Genomic DNA, 13843 nt, shown 5'->3' on the forward strand with positions numbered 1-13843 from the left:
CGACCGCCACGCGCGCGCGTAGGGCCCGGCTTCGACAAGAGGGGATCACCATCCCGCGCAGCGGGCGGGGCCGGTAGTCTGTACGCGCTCCCGCCCCTGGTGGGCCGGGGCGAGGTGGGTTGCCCGAGCGGCCTAAGGGAACGGTCTTGAAAACCGTCGTGGCAGCGATGTCACCGTGGGTTCAAATCCCACACCCACCGCGCAGGTCAGCGTAGGTGCTGGTCAGGAGGGGTGCTCCCGTCGACGGAGCACCCCTTTCGCGTTCGGGTTGTCTCACCCTTTCTCGCCCGTATCCCAGCTTTGACCAGTGCGTATGGGCCATCTGTGGGCCAGGATCAGGGCTGATCCTCCTCGTCTAGCACCCGGGCAATCAGGTTGTTCGAGTGCTGCTGACCACCCTTGAGGATCTTGGCGTAGAAGCGGTACAGCACGGCAATGCTGTGGCCTGCTCGCGCCGCGACCTCCGCAGGGTCCACACCCGACTTGATCCAAAGGGAAACACCCGCGTGACGCAGGGAGTACGGCACATCCGCGAGCTTGGATTCCACCTCACCGGGCGAGAGCACCACCTTCCGCGCGCACTCCCAGACACCGCAGTACTCTGTGGACGGTACCCGCCCTCCCCGTGCTGCCCGGAACAGTCGTCCGTCGTCGGCGGTGCCATATCGGGCAATGTGCTCTCGGAGCAGATGCACGAGCACGGGCGGGATAGGCACAGTCCGCGTCGCGCCGCGCTTTCTGCGCTTTAGCCCACGCTTTTCGTACGACGTGCCCTCGTCTGTCCAACCGCCTCCGACCTCCGGGCGGCTCTCCCCGAGCAGTAGCTCACCCCACTCCTTCACGGCCTCCGGCGAGCTGGGCGGCAAAGTGCAGTCCGACTCCTTGAGCGCGACGATTTCGCCGGGGCGCATGGCCGCGTAGTAGAGGCATCCGAAGAACGCGTGCAGGTGCTCGCCGCGTGGTCCAGAGTCACGGACGGCCCCGAGCAGGGCGCGAGCCACAGCGGGTCCTGGGACGTACCGAAAGTCAATCTCGTCGTCGCTCTCGGGGGGCGTCCAGTCCACGCGGTGCAGAGGGTTCGCCGTGAGGAGTCCCTTCTCCTCGACCGTGTAGCGCAGCAGGTTGCTCAGCACCATGCGCTTGCGACGGACGGTGTTTTCCGCCGCCTTGCTTCCGTCCAGCCGAAGCGAAAGCGCCTCAAGGGCCGGACGCAGTAGCGCGGGATCCTCCAAGGCTTTGACCTTGATGGAATGGGCGGCGATCCACTCCAGGGCCGTGCGAATGTCGGCGGGCGGCTCTTCAACAACGTGACGCGACACCCAGGTTCCTTCGGGGTCGCGCACAGCCCGAAACGCCCACTGGTACAGGGCGGCACGCAGCACCGCGGCGCGGGGCGCTCCTCGCCTAGTCGTCACGAGCGTGGGGGTCACGACGGCGAGCGATTCCGCAATGCTCGCCCGGTGTTTGGCCGCGGCTCGGGGCCACTTCATGAGTGCGTACTCCGTGACGTGCTCGTACCAGGAAGGGGAGTTGCGGGCGATCAACTCGCCTTCGGGAAGGCCCGTTTCCTCGTCGAATTGCTGGCGGTCACGCAGAGCGGCCATCAACTGTGACTGGCGCCCCTCCGCTTGCGTCTTGAGCTTGAAACTCCGTGAGTGGGCCTGCTCGCCCACCCGCCACCGCAGCTCCCATGGCTTCGGGCGGCCGGCACGCTTGCGGATGGACCAGAAATCGACGTCGTACGTGAGCATGTCTCTCCAAGCAGAAGGAGGGGCCCGCGCTGAGCGCGGGCCCCAGTTGAAGCGATCGGATTTACGCGGCGCGTTGCCCGCAGCGCTCCCACCAGGCGTCGAGGTCGGCGCGGTTGACCCGGACCTGACCGTTGGGGAGCTTGTGGATGCGGGGGGCTTGGCCGCGGGCTCGCATGCGGTAGAACGCCGCGCGGCTCATCTTGATCTCTGAGAGGACTTCAGCGAGCTTGAGCTTCTCGGGGCGGGACATGGCACTCCTCAGCGCGGTGGGTGACGCGGTGATGGGGTTCTGAACACATTGCGCTGAGTCGCGACTCATCGCGACTCAGCGCCGCTTGAGGGGGCTTGAGCCGCGATGAGTCACGACTCAGGCTGATGTGGATCGGACGGGATGAGACCGATGCCGTTGTAGGTGGCCACCTGCCGGCCGTACTCATCCCGGGGGCGGGCGCGGTTGAGCTGGGGGACGACGGACAGCAGGTTGCGGCCGAAGACCTGCTTGGTTCCGGCCTTGACGTTGTTGTCCTCGGCCCAGTCCCGCCAGACGGACCACAGGGTGTCCACGGGCACGCTGCACGTGGCCCCGGTGGTGCAGCGTTCGCGGACGAACGCGCTGGTCGGGGAGGACGTGTCCTGCATGGTGGTGACCGCTTCGCGGCTGGAGGGCGGCTCCGTGATCCGCCCCTTGGCCTCCAGACGGGCCAGGCCGTCGAGGGCCCAGTTGAGGATGCCGGGCATCTCTGCGACGAGCTTGTCGAAGAGGGCGGGGTCTTCCTTGCCCAGCCACGAGACCGTGGTGTTGAGCACGATGAAGCGGCGGGCGATGACGCCGGAGGAGTCGCCGAAGTGCGGGAGTTCGTTGGACAGGATGACCAGCCGGGTCGGTAGTTTTCCCGTCCAGACCTCGCGGTACTTGCGGTCGATGTCGATGGTGTCTTCACCTGAGATGGTCAGCAGGCGTTCGACGACTTGGCTGTTGTCGTTGCCGGACAGCCGGGCATCGGAGATGACCGCCAGGGGCTTGCCGATCAGGGTGGACAGGCCGAAGTTCGTCCCCATGCCTGCGAGGGTGGGTCCTGCCAGGTTCTCCTTGCCGACCAGCTCTTTGAGCACACGGGCGATGGTGCCTTTGCCCGAGCGGGACGGGCCGACCATGAGCAGGATCTTCTGCTGGTCGGTCCGACCGGACAGCACGTAGCCGAACCACTCCTGAAGAGCCGCGATGGCGTCCGGATCGTTGGGCCAGATCTGCGACAGGAAGTGCTGCCACGTCGGCGCGGTCGCGGTGGGGTCGTAGGCGAAGGGGACGGAGACCAGGTTGAAGAACCCGGGCCCGTGCGACAGCAGGGCGCGGTCCCGGATCCGCAGCAACCCGTTCTGGCACGCCACGATCAGGCCGCCGTCATGCTCGCCGTCGCCGTCCTGGTCGATCCAGGCGGGGGCGTCGGTGTCTGTGGGCAGCAGGATGATGGACCCGAGGGCGTCAAGCAGGTTGCTGATCTTCGGCTTGGTGGGTGCCCAGTCGCGTTCCTCGGGCTGTCCGTCCTTGCCAGGGGCGAGGTAGACGGTGTGCTCAAGACGCTCGTACATGGCCTTTCGCACCTGGGCTTCATCCAGCTCGCGCCAGCACGTTCCCGTCCAGCGCATCCACGAGCCGCGCCAACGCCGGTAGGCCAGGCGCCCGTCATCGGTCTGCCAGTCAGGCAGCAGGCGCCGGGCGACGGCCAGGGGGTTGGACGGCGGCGGCAGTTCCTCGCTGGCGGGGGGAACGGTGAGGTCGGTCATGCCGCGTACCTCCCTTCCTGCGGGGTGCGGAGCGGGCAGTTTTCACGGTGGGCGGTGTGGTCGGCGATCAGGGCGAGCACCCGCTTGTTGCCGAATGCGCGACGGTCCCTGCCGCACAGGCACTTCGAGACGGCGGTTGGGGTGACGCCGCGGCCGGGCGCGCTGATGTGCAGCCACGCGATGGGGCGGCGCCCGTCGTCACCGTGCGGGTCAGTACCAAGAGCAGTTCGGACGCCTTCGGCGACGCCCTTCGGGTCGCCCACGGCAGGTGCGGGCGGGGCGAGTTCGGCGACCTGCCCTCCGCTGGCGAGCGGTTGGCCTTCCAAGGGGGAGTAGCGGGGGGCATTCATGCCGCCTCCCGGGGTCGGGCCTTGCGGATGGAACTATCCAGGGCGCTGCGGATCGTGGCGCGGCACTCGGCAGCGGTGAGTCCCCGCTCCTCTCCCGCCCCTTGGAAGGCCTCTTCCACCACGTGCCGGGGGATGTCGCCCCACGCGACGAAGCGCCCCACCTTGAAGGCGCACCGGTTGAGCGTGGTGTTGCGCTGCTTGTCCGGCGCGGCGGACACGACGGCGCATTCGGCTTCCAGGGCGGACAGGGCCACGCGACTACCATCGACCGCAGGGAGCCTCAGCGGACCCGTAGAGCGCACGGGGGCGGGTTTCAGGATGGTTTGTAGCCATTCAGGCAGAGGGGCCGCCACAGAGCCGCTCACGGCTTCGTACGTTCCGGTGTCGGTGATGCTGCCCGCCGCGACGACGTAGCCGCCCCATGCGCGGGTGTCGACCAACTCCCCGATGGTTCCTGCCGTGTTGTTCAGCCGAAGACCGTCGGGGGCCTTGAAGTACAGGTGCTCGCCACCGCTCGCGGTCCGCACCCGGTAGGTGTCGGGGACGGGGTGTCCGGCGCGCTCGCAGAGCGCCCTGAAGGTTGCCGCGCCGCTAGGCGCGTCCGAACTGCCCTTGCTGCTCTTGCGCTTGGGCATGTCGAGGTCGACCACGAGCAGGTTCGAGGGGCCGGTGGCGATGCCGATGTTGTACGGCGTGTGCCACCACGTGGTGCGGATGCGCTCGGGATCCCGGGTGGCGCGCTGTTCCCACTTCAGGTGCCCGCTCGCGCAGTCGCCGGTGTAGGTGCAGGAAGCTTCGCCGTGCAGGGCGGGCCGCTTGTCGCCGGGGCGGAGCGGGAAGACGTACCAGCCGCGTTCGGCCGCTTCCAGGGCGGCGCGCATCAGGGCCTCGTTCTGCTGCCTCATGCTGCTGCGCTCCCGTCTGCCCACAGGCTGAGGAGGCGGTGGCTGTAGCCGTCGATGGCGGTGTTGAAGGCGTCCCGGTCACCGGAGTCCAGCGCGTGCAGGAGGGCGGCGGTCTCAGGGGTGGGTCCGGGGTCGGGGATGCCGTCGAGGTCGCGGGCGAGGGTGTGGAGCAGGGCGCGGGTCAGGTGCGGGTTCAGGGCCATGCGGTGCTCGATCAGGGTGAGCGGCGGGCCCACGGTGAGCAGGACCAGGACGGTGCTGCCGTCGGGGCGGGGCTCGGTGCGGACCACGGTCACGCGTTCCGGGTCTCGCGGCTTGTCCGTGTGGTCGGTCATGCTGGAGGTCTCCAGTTCCTTGGTCGGTTCTGGTTGGCAAGGGCGGCCCCGTTCTTTGGCGAGATGCGGGGGCCGCCCTTGGCGCAGCTAGAGGCTGGTGTCTTCGTTGAGTAGGGCGGCGGGGTCGGGGTGGAACGCCTTGGTGTAGAGGCGGACGCGGTATCCGTCACGGGCGGTCCGACGCTCGATGGGGTCGCACTCGAACGCGGTGGTCAGGGCGTGCACGATCTCGGGTTCGTCGGCGGGGTCGCAGGTGATGCGGATGTCGAACACGGGTCTCCTTGGCGGTCGGTCAGTGCTGGTTGTTGGTCTTGGCCCACACGCCACGGGTGGTGGTGTGGGTGTGGTGCTGTTCCTGGTGGACGGGCCCGGTGTAGTGCTGGTGGATCTCGGGGGCGGGCTTGGCGCGCTTGACCAGTCGGGCGAGGGCGAGCACGAGGGCGGTGGGGGCGCCGAAGACGAGTCCGCACACGACCGGGTCGGCGTACTGGGATGCGTACATGAGCAGTGCTGCGGTGCCGCCGACCATGGCGGTGGTGGTGCCGCCGGCGAGCATGAGCACGCTGGCGTCGGTGGCGCCCTGGCTCATCGGGGGCCGTCCGGGCTGTGCGACGGGCGGGGTGTCGCCTCGGACGGGCACGGGGGTGTCGTCGCGGTAGGCGGTGGGTGTTTCCCGGGCCGGTCGGTAGGCGTCGGCGATGATCCGCCGGGCCTCGGTCTCGGCCTCAGCCTCGGTCAGCCTGTCGGGCTGGGCGGTGTGCTCGGGGTACATGCGGAATCCCTTCCGGTGCTGGGTTGGGGAGGCGGAGGCACCCCCTTGGAGGGGCGCTGTGGAGGGGGTTTCGGGGGTCTGACCTGGGGTGCCTCCCCGCCTCCCCGAAGCGGTGTTTTCGCTGATCAACGCGGGGGATGCGGGTCGGGGAGGCGGTTGGGGAGTTCTCCCCGCCTCCCCGGGCCGGGCGGCTCTGCCTCCCCGCTACTCGGAGGCGGAAGCGGAACCCTCCGCGTCGCGGTTGGCGAGGGCACGCAGGACGTGATCACGATGGACGACCATGCGGCCGTGGGACTTCTTCGGCTCCTCGCCCTCGGCCTCCAGCACCCGCTTGAGGTCGCCGTTGGTCCAGCCGTCGTAGGCGTCACGGTCGAGCATGGCGAGCCGCTTGAGGACGTCGGTGGTCAGCAGCCGGGGCGCGTCGGCGATGGCGGCGGCGATGTCGGCGAGCGGGTCACGCTCCTCGCCCCGCTCGATGACGCGCAGCGTGGTGACCCCGTCGCGCAGGGCCTTGGCTCGGTCGGCGATGGCCTTGGCGGGGTCGTCGTCGATGAAGTGGGTGCGGACCGTGATGAACGACTGGCCCTTGGGCATCTTGATGCCATCGGTGGCCACCACGAGGGTTCCCTTGTCCAGGCCCTGGCGCAGCATGTGCGGGGCGGCGCCTTCCTCAACAGCCTTGTCACCCAGCGCCATCTTGGCCTGTGACTCGCTGCCCAGCACGAGCGAGGCCCGGGTGTGTGCGCCCTCGCGGACCAGCTTGGGCAGGTTCTGGTCGGTGGGGTCCTGGGTGCCCTGCCACATCAGCACGTCGACCGCGCGCCCCTGGTTGTGGAGCTTGCGCACCGCCATGAAGTACCGGGAGGTGGCCTTGGAGCCGCCGTAGGGGCGCTTGGCGTCGTCGACGGCCGGGCACATGAACGCCAACTGCGCCTCGTCCACCGTCACGATCAGGGTGGGGAACACCGCCTTGGGGTCCTTGCGGCGCACCTCGATGCGGCGGTTCATCTCCTCGACCGCGTCTTCAACCATCTCGGTCGCCTGGATGACGTGGTCATCGGAGGGGCCCTCGATCAGCACGTCGGCGATGCCCTCGAACATCCCCCAGTCACCGACGCCCTTGAGGTCGGCGATCCAGAACGTCACCGACCGGTCCAGCGCGAGCCACAGAGCGAGCGCACGCAGCGCTGCGGTCTTGCCCTGGTTGGATCGGCCGGTGATGAGCAGGTGACGCTGGTACAGGCTCAGCTCCACCGCGTCCCCGCGCAGGTCCTGCCCCCACGGCGCGCGGCCGGTCTTGTAGTTCGCGGTCATCGTCTCGTCCGTGACCAGCGGAGACGGGCCGATCGGCTCGTCGAGGGCGCCGGAGTCGGCGATCCACACCCGGACGGTGCGGGCCGCCTCGGGAATCATGATGAACACCTCGTGCTCATGCCGGTTGAGGTTTTCGGCGAGCTTGCGGCGGCGCTGCTGCACCTCGACCGTCGACACCTCCAGGGGCAGGTGGACGTCGACCTCGACCCCGCACCCGGCGATCACGATCGGGGAGAGCATCGCGGCGCCTCCGTCGTCCATGGCCTTGATGGCGTTGCGCAGCGCCGGCAGACCCAGGTGACGCAGCGCCTTGACCACGATCGACGGGGTGATCGGCTCCCCCTCACTGCTGCGGACGTTCGCGGGCAGCGCCCACTGAGGTGCGGCCTGCTGCTTGGAGCCGACGGCCCACATGCCCAGCAGGGCGAACAGCGGACCGAGGATGAGCGCCGGGCCCCACACGATCTGCACGATGCGGATGAGCAGGGCGATGAAGTCGATGGTGGCCGTGAGCGGGGTGATGACGTCCTTGACGTCGCCGTTGCTGATGGCCATGACGATCCCGAGCGCGACCAGCGCCCCTATGCCCATGCCGGTGCCGACGGCCGCGCCCTTGGCGACCTCGATCGGGGAGTGCAGCAGGTCCATGCGGCGGCGGTGGCGGGCATCGCGGAAGCGCTGAAGGCGCTCCTCCCACTCCTCCGCGAGCTCGTTGTTCCCCGCGGCTTCAGCGGCCCGGATCATGCGCTCGTAGCGGGCACCAGTCCGGCCGTCCCAGGTGCGGCGGGCCACGATCCGGCCCCCGTTGAACGTGTAGAGGCCATGGCGGGCCACCGCGCGGACGGTGGTCTTGGTGCGCTCGTGGGTGGCGGCGGTCTTCACCGCGCGGCCGGAGCGCACCCACAGCGGCACCGGACGGGCGGGTGGCGCCTCGGGGACGACGGTCAGCGTGGTCACGGACGCCTCATCGGTCGGCGGTTCGGTGTTCTTGTACAGGTGGACGACGTTCTCGGTCATGCTGGGGTGTCTCCTGACTGCCCCGGGCCGGGGCGGGAGTTCGCGGGAGGTGCCCCGGGGTGGCCGTGTCCGTGGAAAGAGGCGGCCACCCCGGGTGTTGTGGCTGGTCAGAACCAGCCGGAGGACTTCTTCGCGGCCTTGGCGCGGGCGGCTTCGGTGATGAGCCGCTGACGCTCGCCGATCAGGGCGGTCAGTTCGGCGTTCAGCCGGGTCTCGACGGCGGAGCCGACGGAGTCCATCCGGTTCTCCGCACCGGCCGTGCTGCGGCCCCGGTGGATGCTGCGGGCGCCGCCCGCCATCGCGCGGCTCATGTCGAGCCGTTCACGGGCGGTCAGCGGCCACCACTCGCCCCGCTTGACGGCGTTCAGCTTGTTCGTCGTGCGCCGGATCTCCTTGTCCAGGCGGCGAATCTCGGAGCTGCCCATGTCAGGTACTCCCTTCGGACCCATACGGGTCGGGGTAGGCGCAGGGCACGCAGGTGCCGAGCGAGGTGGGGATGACGTATCCGGCGTCACGCCGGCAGGCCGGGCAGCGGCGGCGGGCGGCGTTGGCCTTGGCCAGAGCCGCCCACCGGGCCGGGGTCATCGGCCGTACCGGCTTCGCGCAGTCGATCCGGTACAGGTAGGCGACCAACGGCCCACGCCGACGACGCGGACGCTCCAACTGAGCCGCCACACCCTGACCACCGGGCCGCAGACCTTGCGCGCGCAGTTGGCGGCGGGTGGCGTAGCCGTCCGGGGCGAGATGCCACCGGAACACCGGCAGCGCGCCCATCAGACCGTTGAAGCGGCTGCGGCCCGCTCAGCGAGCAGGGCATCGCGCAACTTGCGCGCGTTCGTGGGCGATGTGTGGATCGCACGGCGGATGCCCTCGCCGGTCACCTTCGCGTCCGGCCAATCGGCCGTTGCCTTGCGTGCCTCATCGAGCAACTGCTCCGGGGTGCGCTTCGGGCGGGGCGATCGAGCCGCCTCGGGGAGTCGACCGGTCGCCCGTCGCGGCGGGGGCGACTCCGCCGCGATGCTCCGCCGCACGGGTGCAACGGCGGCGGGCTCGATCGGGGCGGCGATGGCGGGCACCGGCTTGAGCGGGGGAATCGACTTGCCCAGGTCGACCGCGACCGGATCCGGCACCGACAGTCGAGTCAGCGTCAATACGGGGTCCGGGGTCGATTCCCGCAGCTCAGCCATAGACCGTTTCATTATGGTCTCGGTGGATTCCTCCGCATTCAAGCCCGGGGCGGGATCGAGGGCGGGGGCGGTGCCGCCGAACATCGACGCGAGCGCGGCATCCGCACCGGCCGTGACCCGATCGCGCTGCACGTCCAGCAGCCTCGATCCGAGCGCCACATCCCCAACACCGACCTTGCGCGCCAGACGCCACGACTTGAGTTCCGACCACTTCCTGACCCAGCCGGTCGGGTGCTGGGTGGCGCGGGCGCGGTGGTAGGCGAGGGCCTGCACCAGGTCGGCGGTGCGGCGCTCGTGCTCCGCGTCGCGGCCGTCGGTGTGGACGACGATGCGGCGGGCGAGAAAGGCCATGCCCTCAGCCGAGACGGACATACCCATGGGGGTCAGGGCGTAAATGACGGTGCGGCCCATGTCGGGGGCGGCCATCGCGCCCATGACAGCGGCGGCAGCGGGCAGCGCCCACAAACCGGCGCGGACGATGCGCGGGGAGGACTGGCCCAGCATGGTCAAACCGAGCAGGACCAGGGCGAGCACGGCGGTGGCGCCTTCACCGGCCGCGAGTGCACCGAGCGCGGTGCCCTTGCCGTAGGAGTGGCCGATGTTGCTGTACGTGCCGATCCCGCCGAACACGCCCGTGGCGAGCATCGGCACGAACGCGGCAGCCAGCACACCGATCTGAACATGAGTCAGCTTGGTTGCGCTCAACGGAACCACCCCCGCTTCTTCGGCTTGACCTCGGTCTCGGCACGGCTCGCGGTGTCCCGCAGCGCCTTGCCGCGCGACCTCAGCCGGTCGGCCTCACGCTGAGCGCGGTCGGCCTTCACCGGATCGCTGTAGTCACGGCCCCGGCGCCCGTACACGTCGGCGGTCATCTGCTGCCGCTCCGACTCCTGCTCAGCCTGGTAGGCCATGCCACGCAGGCGCGGAGCCTGCTGGGCGGCCCACTGCTGTTCCGGGGTCTGCATGTCCTTGAATCGGCGACCCATTACGCGGCACCACCCGGCAGGGTCACGCCGGCCGTGCGGTTGGCCACGTCGCGCCGGGCGGTGAGCACCCGGTTCCGGGCGCGGCGGATACGGCGCGCGTCCAACTCGGTCGGCGTGCGGTCGAGGGTGATGATCTGCGCGTCCAGCAGGTCGACCTCCGCCAGGATGACGGGCAACTCCTGCTCGATCGCGTCCAGCTCCGCATCCGTCGGCTCGATGAAGTCGGCGAACGCGGTAACAGCGTCCTGAACAGTGACGATGGTCTTCATTGGGTCGTGGTCTCCCTAGCAGGTGGAAACGGCCCGAACAGCACCCCCGGAGCTGCAACTCCGGGGGTGCGCGCCGTTGAGGGGAAGAAGGGCCGCACGCATCCGTGCGGCGCGGCCACCGATCGGCGGCCGGAGTGCCCCGGGCCGGATTCGATCCGGCGCCCTCACGGCGGAATGCCGGGGCGGTGGTGCGAGGGGTCAGACGGCGAGGTACCGACCAGCGGCCGTGACAAGTGCGTCCGTGGCCTGGATCGCGATGTCACGGCAGCCCGCCAGTTCGGACTCGTGGGAGGGACGGCGCATCGCGTACGTAGCGTCGACGGCAGCCCGCGCGGCGGCCGCGACAGACGGCATGAGTAACTGCACCCGGAGCAGCGGCACTGTGATCGCGCTGCGGGTGCGGTGGCTTTCGGCTCGTGCCTCGGCCCAGTCCTCGCCGCGCAGCCGGAGATCCTCACGGACCCACATCGCGCGCCGATGGTCGGCGAGCGCAGCGGCCAGCTCGGCCACGGCGGTCAAGCCCTCGGAAAGCGCACGCTCAGCCTCGTCTGCACGTCGGGCGGCGCGCTGACTGGCGTGCTGGATCACGCCGGTAAGCAGTGAGCCCGAGAGGGTGCCGAGTACGGCGATCAGGGCAGTCAGCATGACGGGTGGTCCCTTTCTGGTCCGATGGCTGGGTCGGTACGCGGTGTGGCGGTAGGGGATCAGACGGTGGCGATGATGTCGGCGTGGTCGAACGCGAGCGGCGGCAGAGCGTCCAGGGGCCACCACTGGGCGTTGGTCGCGTCATCACCGGCCTCGACGATCGTTCCGGGAATGACGGTCAGGTGGTAGGCGACGGTGACGTACCTGCCGCGCGGGTCGCGGTCGGGCTGGTCGAACGTGCCGATCTGTTCCAGCTCTTCCGGTGCTGCGTGGACGCCGGCCTCTTCGGCGAGCTCACGGGCGGCGGCGGCACGGCTCGTCTCACCGGGGTCGACGTGGCCGCCGGGCAGCGCCCACTGGCCCTTGTGCGGGTCCCAGCCGCGCTCGATCAGCAGGACGTAGCCGTCGGTCGTGGTGACGACGACGTCGGCGGTGTAGCGGATGGTCTCTAAGGTCTCGGTGCAGGTCATGTCGGCTCCTGATCTGCTCAGTTGAAGTAGCGGAGTTTTCCGGCTCCCCGCGCTCCCGCCCGTACGGATCCCGACTGAGCAGGTCCGGACGGACGAGAGAGGCAGCCGGCCGCAGCGTGAGGCGCTGCGGAAGCCAGGAAGCGGACCAGAGCTGAGCCGGGCGCCGTCGGCAGGTCCGCGTACCGGCGGGGCCCCTGGTATGTCGTCGGCCCATGCCGACCTCCCGCAGATCGCAGGGACACGGCTTCACCGGTGCTCCGTTGTCACAGAGCGCCGGTCCCGAGCCGGGAAATTGGGTGCGTCATCGTCACTGCTCTGACGCCAGCAGGGCGGCGCGCACCAGGTGGCACCCGAGGGGTTGACCTCCCGAAAGGAAGGGATGATCCCCGCGACTGTTCTCCAGAGCTGGCACGCGGTGCGGGACAGGTTCGCCCACCACTAAGTGGCCGCCGACGGCCGTCACCCGGGCCGCTGCGGGGACGGGGAATCACACCCCGTCGGCTTGTCACGCTGTTGAGTTGTCAAGGCACTGCCGCTGCCTTCGTACTCACCCCTGCGGGGCTTTCCTCCGGGCGTCACCCCAGGTCACAGGACTCCGGGAGAAAGTGACCTAGGTCGCTTTCGTTGATGTGAAAGCTACCTAGGTCGCTTCTGGGTCGTCAAGTGCCTGCGCGACCCTAATTTCGAGTGACCTAGGTCAAGTACGCTCTTGGGGTGGACTCACAGCAGACGAGGAAGCCCAACGCCCGCGAAATCGCCGCAAGAATCAGAGGCCAGATCGCGGCAGGGACGTTCGGTCCTGGGGATCGTCTCCCTGCCGGACGGGCCTATGCCAAGAAGCTCGGCGTGTCCCTGATGACCGTGCAGAACGCCTACGCGCAGCTCCGGGAAGAGGGGCTGGTGGAAGGCGTCTCGGGTAGTGGCACTTACGTTCGCGACGCTGTCCCCGGCGAACCGGGGCCCCGGGAGGCAGCTCAGCACCTGACCAACCTGCAAGCCGAGGTCGCGCGCATCTCGACCGAACTGGCCGGCCTCGTTGAGCGCGTCCAGCAGCTTGAGGCGGCCGTGGGTCCCACTGAGGGGAAGTCCGGCGCCTAGTGTCTCTCGCGGTGTGCTTGTCGTCATGCATCTAGCGTGTCCCGGCAAGCGCTCCGTGAGTACGTACTCCCGCCGCCGTCGTACCGAACTAATCCGAACTTTTGGCTCTCGATGGGGTGTTGGCGCAGCCTGAGCGGCTGCAAGACTGGCCGCATGGCCGAACTCAACGGGAAACCCGTCACCCTCGACGACCTCCAGAGCCTCGCCCTCACGAACTACGGGCACTTCACGTCAATGCGGATGGAGGACGGCACTGTCCGGGGCTTGTCGCTCCATCTGGACCGGTTGGTGCGCGACTGCCGCATCGTCTTCGGTGTCGAGTTGGACCGAGAGCGGACGCTGAACTACATCCGGAAGGCAGCCGACGGCGTCACCGGGGTCGCCGGCCTCCGCGTCACGGTCTTCGATCCTGCGATCGACATGGGGCGCCCCAGCAACGCCAAGGACCCACACATCCTGGTCAACCTGCGGCCTGGGGGCGCCATGCCGCCGCCGCCTCTAACGGCCAAGACCTACACCTTCACCCGCGACAACGCGCAGGTGAAGCACATTGGCCTTTACCCTCAGCTCCGGATTCGCCGTGACGCTCAACTCGCCGGATTCGACGACGCCGTGTTCATTGAGCCGGACGGTCGGGTTTCCGAGGGGGGCACGTGGAACCTGGGCTTCGTGGATCGGGACGGGACAGTCATCTGGCCAGAGGCTCCCGTACTCCCCGGCACGACGATGCTGCTGCTCCAGAGCCTCGATGCTCCGAAGCAGATCACCACCCCGGTGCGGCTCGCTGACATCCCGAATATGGCGGCTGCGTTCGCAACGAATGTAACGATCGGTGTGCGCTCCGTGAGTGCGCTCGATGACGTGCAGTTCCCACAGGACCACCCCGTGCTCGCAGCGCTGCGTGACGCCTACGTCGGTATCCCCGGCGAGCGCCTGTAGACGCGTGCCGCCATCCCTCA

At 69.1% G+C, this 13843-nt stretch carries 18 protein-coding genes and 1 tRNA gene; 3 read left to right on the forward strand and 16 right to left on the reverse strand.

The genetic code is table 11. The features are described 5' to 3' along the window. Nucleotides 1-113: 113 nt before the first annotated feature. Nucleotides 114-200: transfer RNA gene (locus KUM44_RS11490), tRNA-Ser, on the forward strand. 135 nt (nucleotides 201-335) lie between these two features. Here KUM44_RS11490 and KUM44_RS11495 read toward each other — a convergent pair. The 16 genes from KUM44_RS11495 to KUM44_RS11570 all read right to left on the reverse strand — a co-directional run bounded on the left by KUM44_RS11495 (nucleotide 336) and on the right by KUM44_RS11570 (nucleotide 11786). Then, a complete protein-coding gene (locus tag KUM44_RS11495; RefSeq protein ID WP_217207708.1) occupies nucleotides 336-1751 on the reverse strand; it encodes a tyrosine-type recombinase/integrase in 1416 nt (471 codons plus the stop codon). Between the two features lie 61 nt (nucleotides 1752-1812). Then, the gene (locus KUM44_RS11500) at nucleotides 1813-2001 is read right to left on the reverse strand and encodes an AlpA family transcriptional regulator (protein ID WP_217207709.1); all 189 of its coding nucleotides are present in this window, start codon (nucleotides 1999-2001) and stop codon (nucleotides 1813-1815) included. A 110-nt stretch (nucleotides 2002-2111) separates the two neighbouring features. Then, nucleotides 2112-3536, reverse strand: coding sequence for a phage/plasmid primase, P4 family (locus KUM44_RS11505; RefSeq protein WP_217207710.1), 1425 nt, complete (start codon nucleotides 3534-3536; stop codon nucleotides 2112-2114). Beyond that, nucleotides 3533-3886 carry a hypothetical protein gene (locus KUM44_RS45310; RefSeq protein ID WP_254389382.1) on the reverse strand — a complete coding sequence of 118 codons (354 nt, stop codon included), beginning with the start codon at nucleotides 3884-3886 and terminating at the stop codon, nucleotides 3533-3535. The genes KUM44_RS11505 and KUM44_RS45310 overlap by 4 nt, the downstream gene beginning before the upstream one ends. Continuing rightward, nucleotides 3883-4791: a bifunctional DNA primase/polymerase gene (locus KUM44_RS11515; protein ID WP_217207711.1), complete on the reverse strand. Its 909-nt coding sequence runs from the start codon at nucleotides 4789-4791 to the stop codon at nucleotides 3883-3885. The genes KUM44_RS45310 and KUM44_RS11515 overlap by 4 nt, the downstream gene beginning before the upstream one ends. Beyond that, complete coding sequence (locus KUM44_RS11520) at nucleotides 4788-5126, reverse strand: hypothetical protein (RefSeq protein WP_217207712.1); 339 nt, start codon at nucleotides 5124-5126, stop codon at nucleotides 4788-4790. Before KUM44_RS11520 ends, KUM44_RS11515 begins: the two co-directional genes overlap by 4 nt. Nucleotides 5127-5213: 87 nt before the next feature. Next, nucleotides 5214-5399: a hypothetical protein gene (locus KUM44_RS11525; protein ID WP_217207713.1), complete on the reverse strand. Its 186-nt coding sequence runs from the start codon at nucleotides 5397-5399 to the stop codon at nucleotides 5214-5216. A gap of 19 nt (nucleotides 5400-5418) precedes the next feature. Next, nucleotides 5419-5898 (reverse strand): hypothetical protein, encoded by a 480-nt coding sequence (locus KUM44_RS11530; RefSeq protein WP_217207714.1) that lies wholly within the window; start codon nucleotides 5896-5898, stop codon nucleotides 5419-5421. Nucleotides 5899-6102: 204 nt separating this feature from the next. Next, entirely contained in the window at nucleotides 6103-8229 is a 2127-nt protein-coding gene (locus KUM44_RS11535; protein ID WP_217207715.1) for an FtsK/SpoIIIE domain-containing protein, read from the reverse strand. Between the two features lie 107 nt (nucleotides 8230-8336). After that, a complete protein-coding gene (locus KUM44_RS11540) occupies nucleotides 8337-8654 on the reverse strand; it encodes a hypothetical protein (protein ID WP_217207716.1) in 318 nt (105 codons plus the stop codon). Between the two features lies 1 nt (nucleotide 8655). Next, nucleotides 8656-9003: an RRQRL motif-containing zinc-binding protein gene (locus KUM44_RS11545; RefSeq protein WP_217207717.1), complete on the reverse strand. Its 348-nt coding sequence runs from the start codon at nucleotides 9001-9003 to the stop codon at nucleotides 8656-8658. Beyond that, nucleotides 9003-10061: a conjugal transfer protein gene (locus tag KUM44_RS11550; RefSeq protein WP_374202029.1), complete on the reverse strand. Its 1059-nt coding sequence runs from the start codon at nucleotides 10059-10061 to the stop codon at nucleotides 9003-9005. The genes KUM44_RS11545 and KUM44_RS11550 overlap by 1 nt, the downstream gene beginning before the upstream one ends. Before the next feature lie 56 nt (nucleotides 10062-10117). Further along, complete coding sequence (locus tag KUM44_RS11555) at nucleotides 10118-10381, reverse strand: hypothetical protein (protein WP_217207719.1); 264 nt, start codon at nucleotides 10379-10381, stop codon at nucleotides 10118-10120. A 20-nt stretch (nucleotides 10382-10401) separates the two neighbouring features. Beyond that, on the reverse strand, nucleotides 10402-10671 hold the full coding sequence (locus KUM44_RS11560; RefSeq protein WP_217207720.1) for a DUF6284 family protein: 270 nt from the start codon (nucleotides 10669-10671) through the stop codon (nucleotides 10402-10404). A gap of 198 nt (nucleotides 10672-10869) precedes the next feature. After that, nucleotides 10870-11316, reverse strand: coding sequence for a protein kilB (locus tag KUM44_RS11565; protein WP_217207721.1), 447 nt, complete (start codon nucleotides 11314-11316; stop codon nucleotides 10870-10872). A gap of 59 nt (nucleotides 11317-11375) precedes the next feature. Next, nucleotides 11376-11786 (reverse strand): NUDIX hydrolase, encoded by a 411-nt coding sequence (locus KUM44_RS11570; RefSeq protein ID WP_217207722.1) that lies wholly within the window; start codon nucleotides 11784-11786, stop codon nucleotides 11376-11378. A 714-nt stretch (nucleotides 11787-12500) separates the two neighbouring features. Here KUM44_RS11570 and KUM44_RS11575 point away from each other — a divergent pair. Together KUM44_RS11575 and KUM44_RS11580 are read left to right on the forward strand one after the other, a co-directional pair. Beyond that, entirely contained in the window at nucleotides 12501-12884 is a 384-nt protein-coding gene (locus KUM44_RS11575; RefSeq protein WP_217207723.1) for a GntR family transcriptional regulator, read from the forward strand. A 153-nt stretch (nucleotides 12885-13037) separates the two neighbouring features. Next, on the forward strand, nucleotides 13038-13823 hold the full coding sequence (locus tag KUM44_RS11580) for an aminotransferase class IV family protein (protein ID WP_217207724.1): 786 nt from the start codon (nucleotides 13038-13040) through the stop codon (nucleotides 13821-13823). The last annotated feature ends 20 nt before the right edge of the window (nucleotides 13824-13843 follow it).

This window comes from Streptomyces sp. AC550_RSS872 (assembly GCF_019049285.1).
Lineage (GTDB): Bacteria > Actinomycetota > Actinomycetes > Streptomycetales > Streptomycetaceae > Streptomyces.

What these genes read in the sequence shown, in the direction of transcription:
- KUM44_RS11495 (WP_217207708.1), bottom strand. Translation starts at nt 1,751, where the DNA reads ATGCTCACGTACGACGTCGATTTCTGGTCCATCCGCAAGCGTGCCGGC.
- KUM44_RS11500 (WP_217207709.1), bottom strand. Translation starts at nt 2,001, where the DNA reads ATGTCCCGCCCCGAGAAGCTCAAGCTCGCTGAAGTCCTCTCAGAGATC.
- KUM44_RS11505 (WP_217207710.1), bottom strand. Translation starts at nt 3,536, where the DNA reads ATGACCGACCTCACCGTTCCCCCCGCCAGCGAGGAACTGCCGCCGCCG.
- KUM44_RS45310 (WP_254389382.1), bottom strand. Translation starts at nt 3,886, where the DNA reads ATGAATGCCCCCCGCTACTCCCCCTTGGAAGGCCAACCGCTCGCCAGC.
- KUM44_RS11515 (WP_217207711.1), bottom strand. Translation starts at nt 4,791, where the DNA reads ATGAGGCAGCAGAACGAGGCCCTGATGCGCGCCGCCCTGGAAGCGGCC.
- KUM44_RS11520 (WP_217207712.1), bottom strand. Translation starts at nt 5,126, where the DNA reads ATGACCGACCACACGGACAAGCCGCGAGACCCGGAACGCGTGACCGTG.
- KUM44_RS11530 (WP_217207714.1), bottom strand. Translation starts at nt 5,898, where the DNA reads ATGTACCCCGAGCACACCGCCCAGCCCGACAGGCTGACCGAGGCTGAG.
- KUM44_RS11535 (WP_217207715.1), bottom strand. Translation starts at nt 8,229, where the DNA reads ATGACCGAGAACGTCGTCCACCTGTACAAGAACACCGAACCGCCGACC.
- KUM44_RS11540 (WP_217207716.1), bottom strand. Translation starts at nt 8,654, where the DNA reads ATGGGCAGCTCCGAGATTCGCCGCCTGGACAAGGAGATCCGGCGCACG.
- KUM44_RS11545 (WP_217207717.1), bottom strand. Translation starts at nt 9,003, where the DNA reads ATGGGCGCGCTGCCGGTGTTCCGGTGGCATCTCGCCCCGGACGGCTAC.
- KUM44_RS11550 (WP_374202029.1), bottom strand. Translation starts at nt 10,061, where the DNA reads ATGCTCGCCACGGGCGTGTTCGGCGGGATCGGCACGTACAGCAACATC.
- KUM44_RS11555 (WP_217207719.1), bottom strand. Translation starts at nt 10,381, where the DNA reads ATGCAGACCCCGGAACAGCAGTGGGCCGCCCAGCAGGCTCCGCGCCTG.
- KUM44_RS11560 (WP_217207720.1), bottom strand. Translation starts at nt 10,671, where the DNA reads ATGAAGACCATCGTCACTGTTCAGGACGCTGTTACCGCGTTCGCCGAC.
- KUM44_RS11565 (WP_217207721.1), bottom strand. Translation starts at nt 11,316, where the DNA reads ATGCTGACTGCCCTGATCGCCGTACTCGGCACCCTCTCGGGCTCACTG.
- KUM44_RS11570 (WP_217207722.1), bottom strand. Translation starts at nt 11,786, where the DNA reads ATGACCTGCACCGAGACCTTAGAGACCATCCGCTACACCGCCGACGTC.
- KUM44_RS11580 (WP_217207724.1), top strand. Translation starts at nt 13,038, where the DNA reads ATGGCCGAACTCAACGGGAAACCCGTCACCCTCGACGACCTCCAGAGC.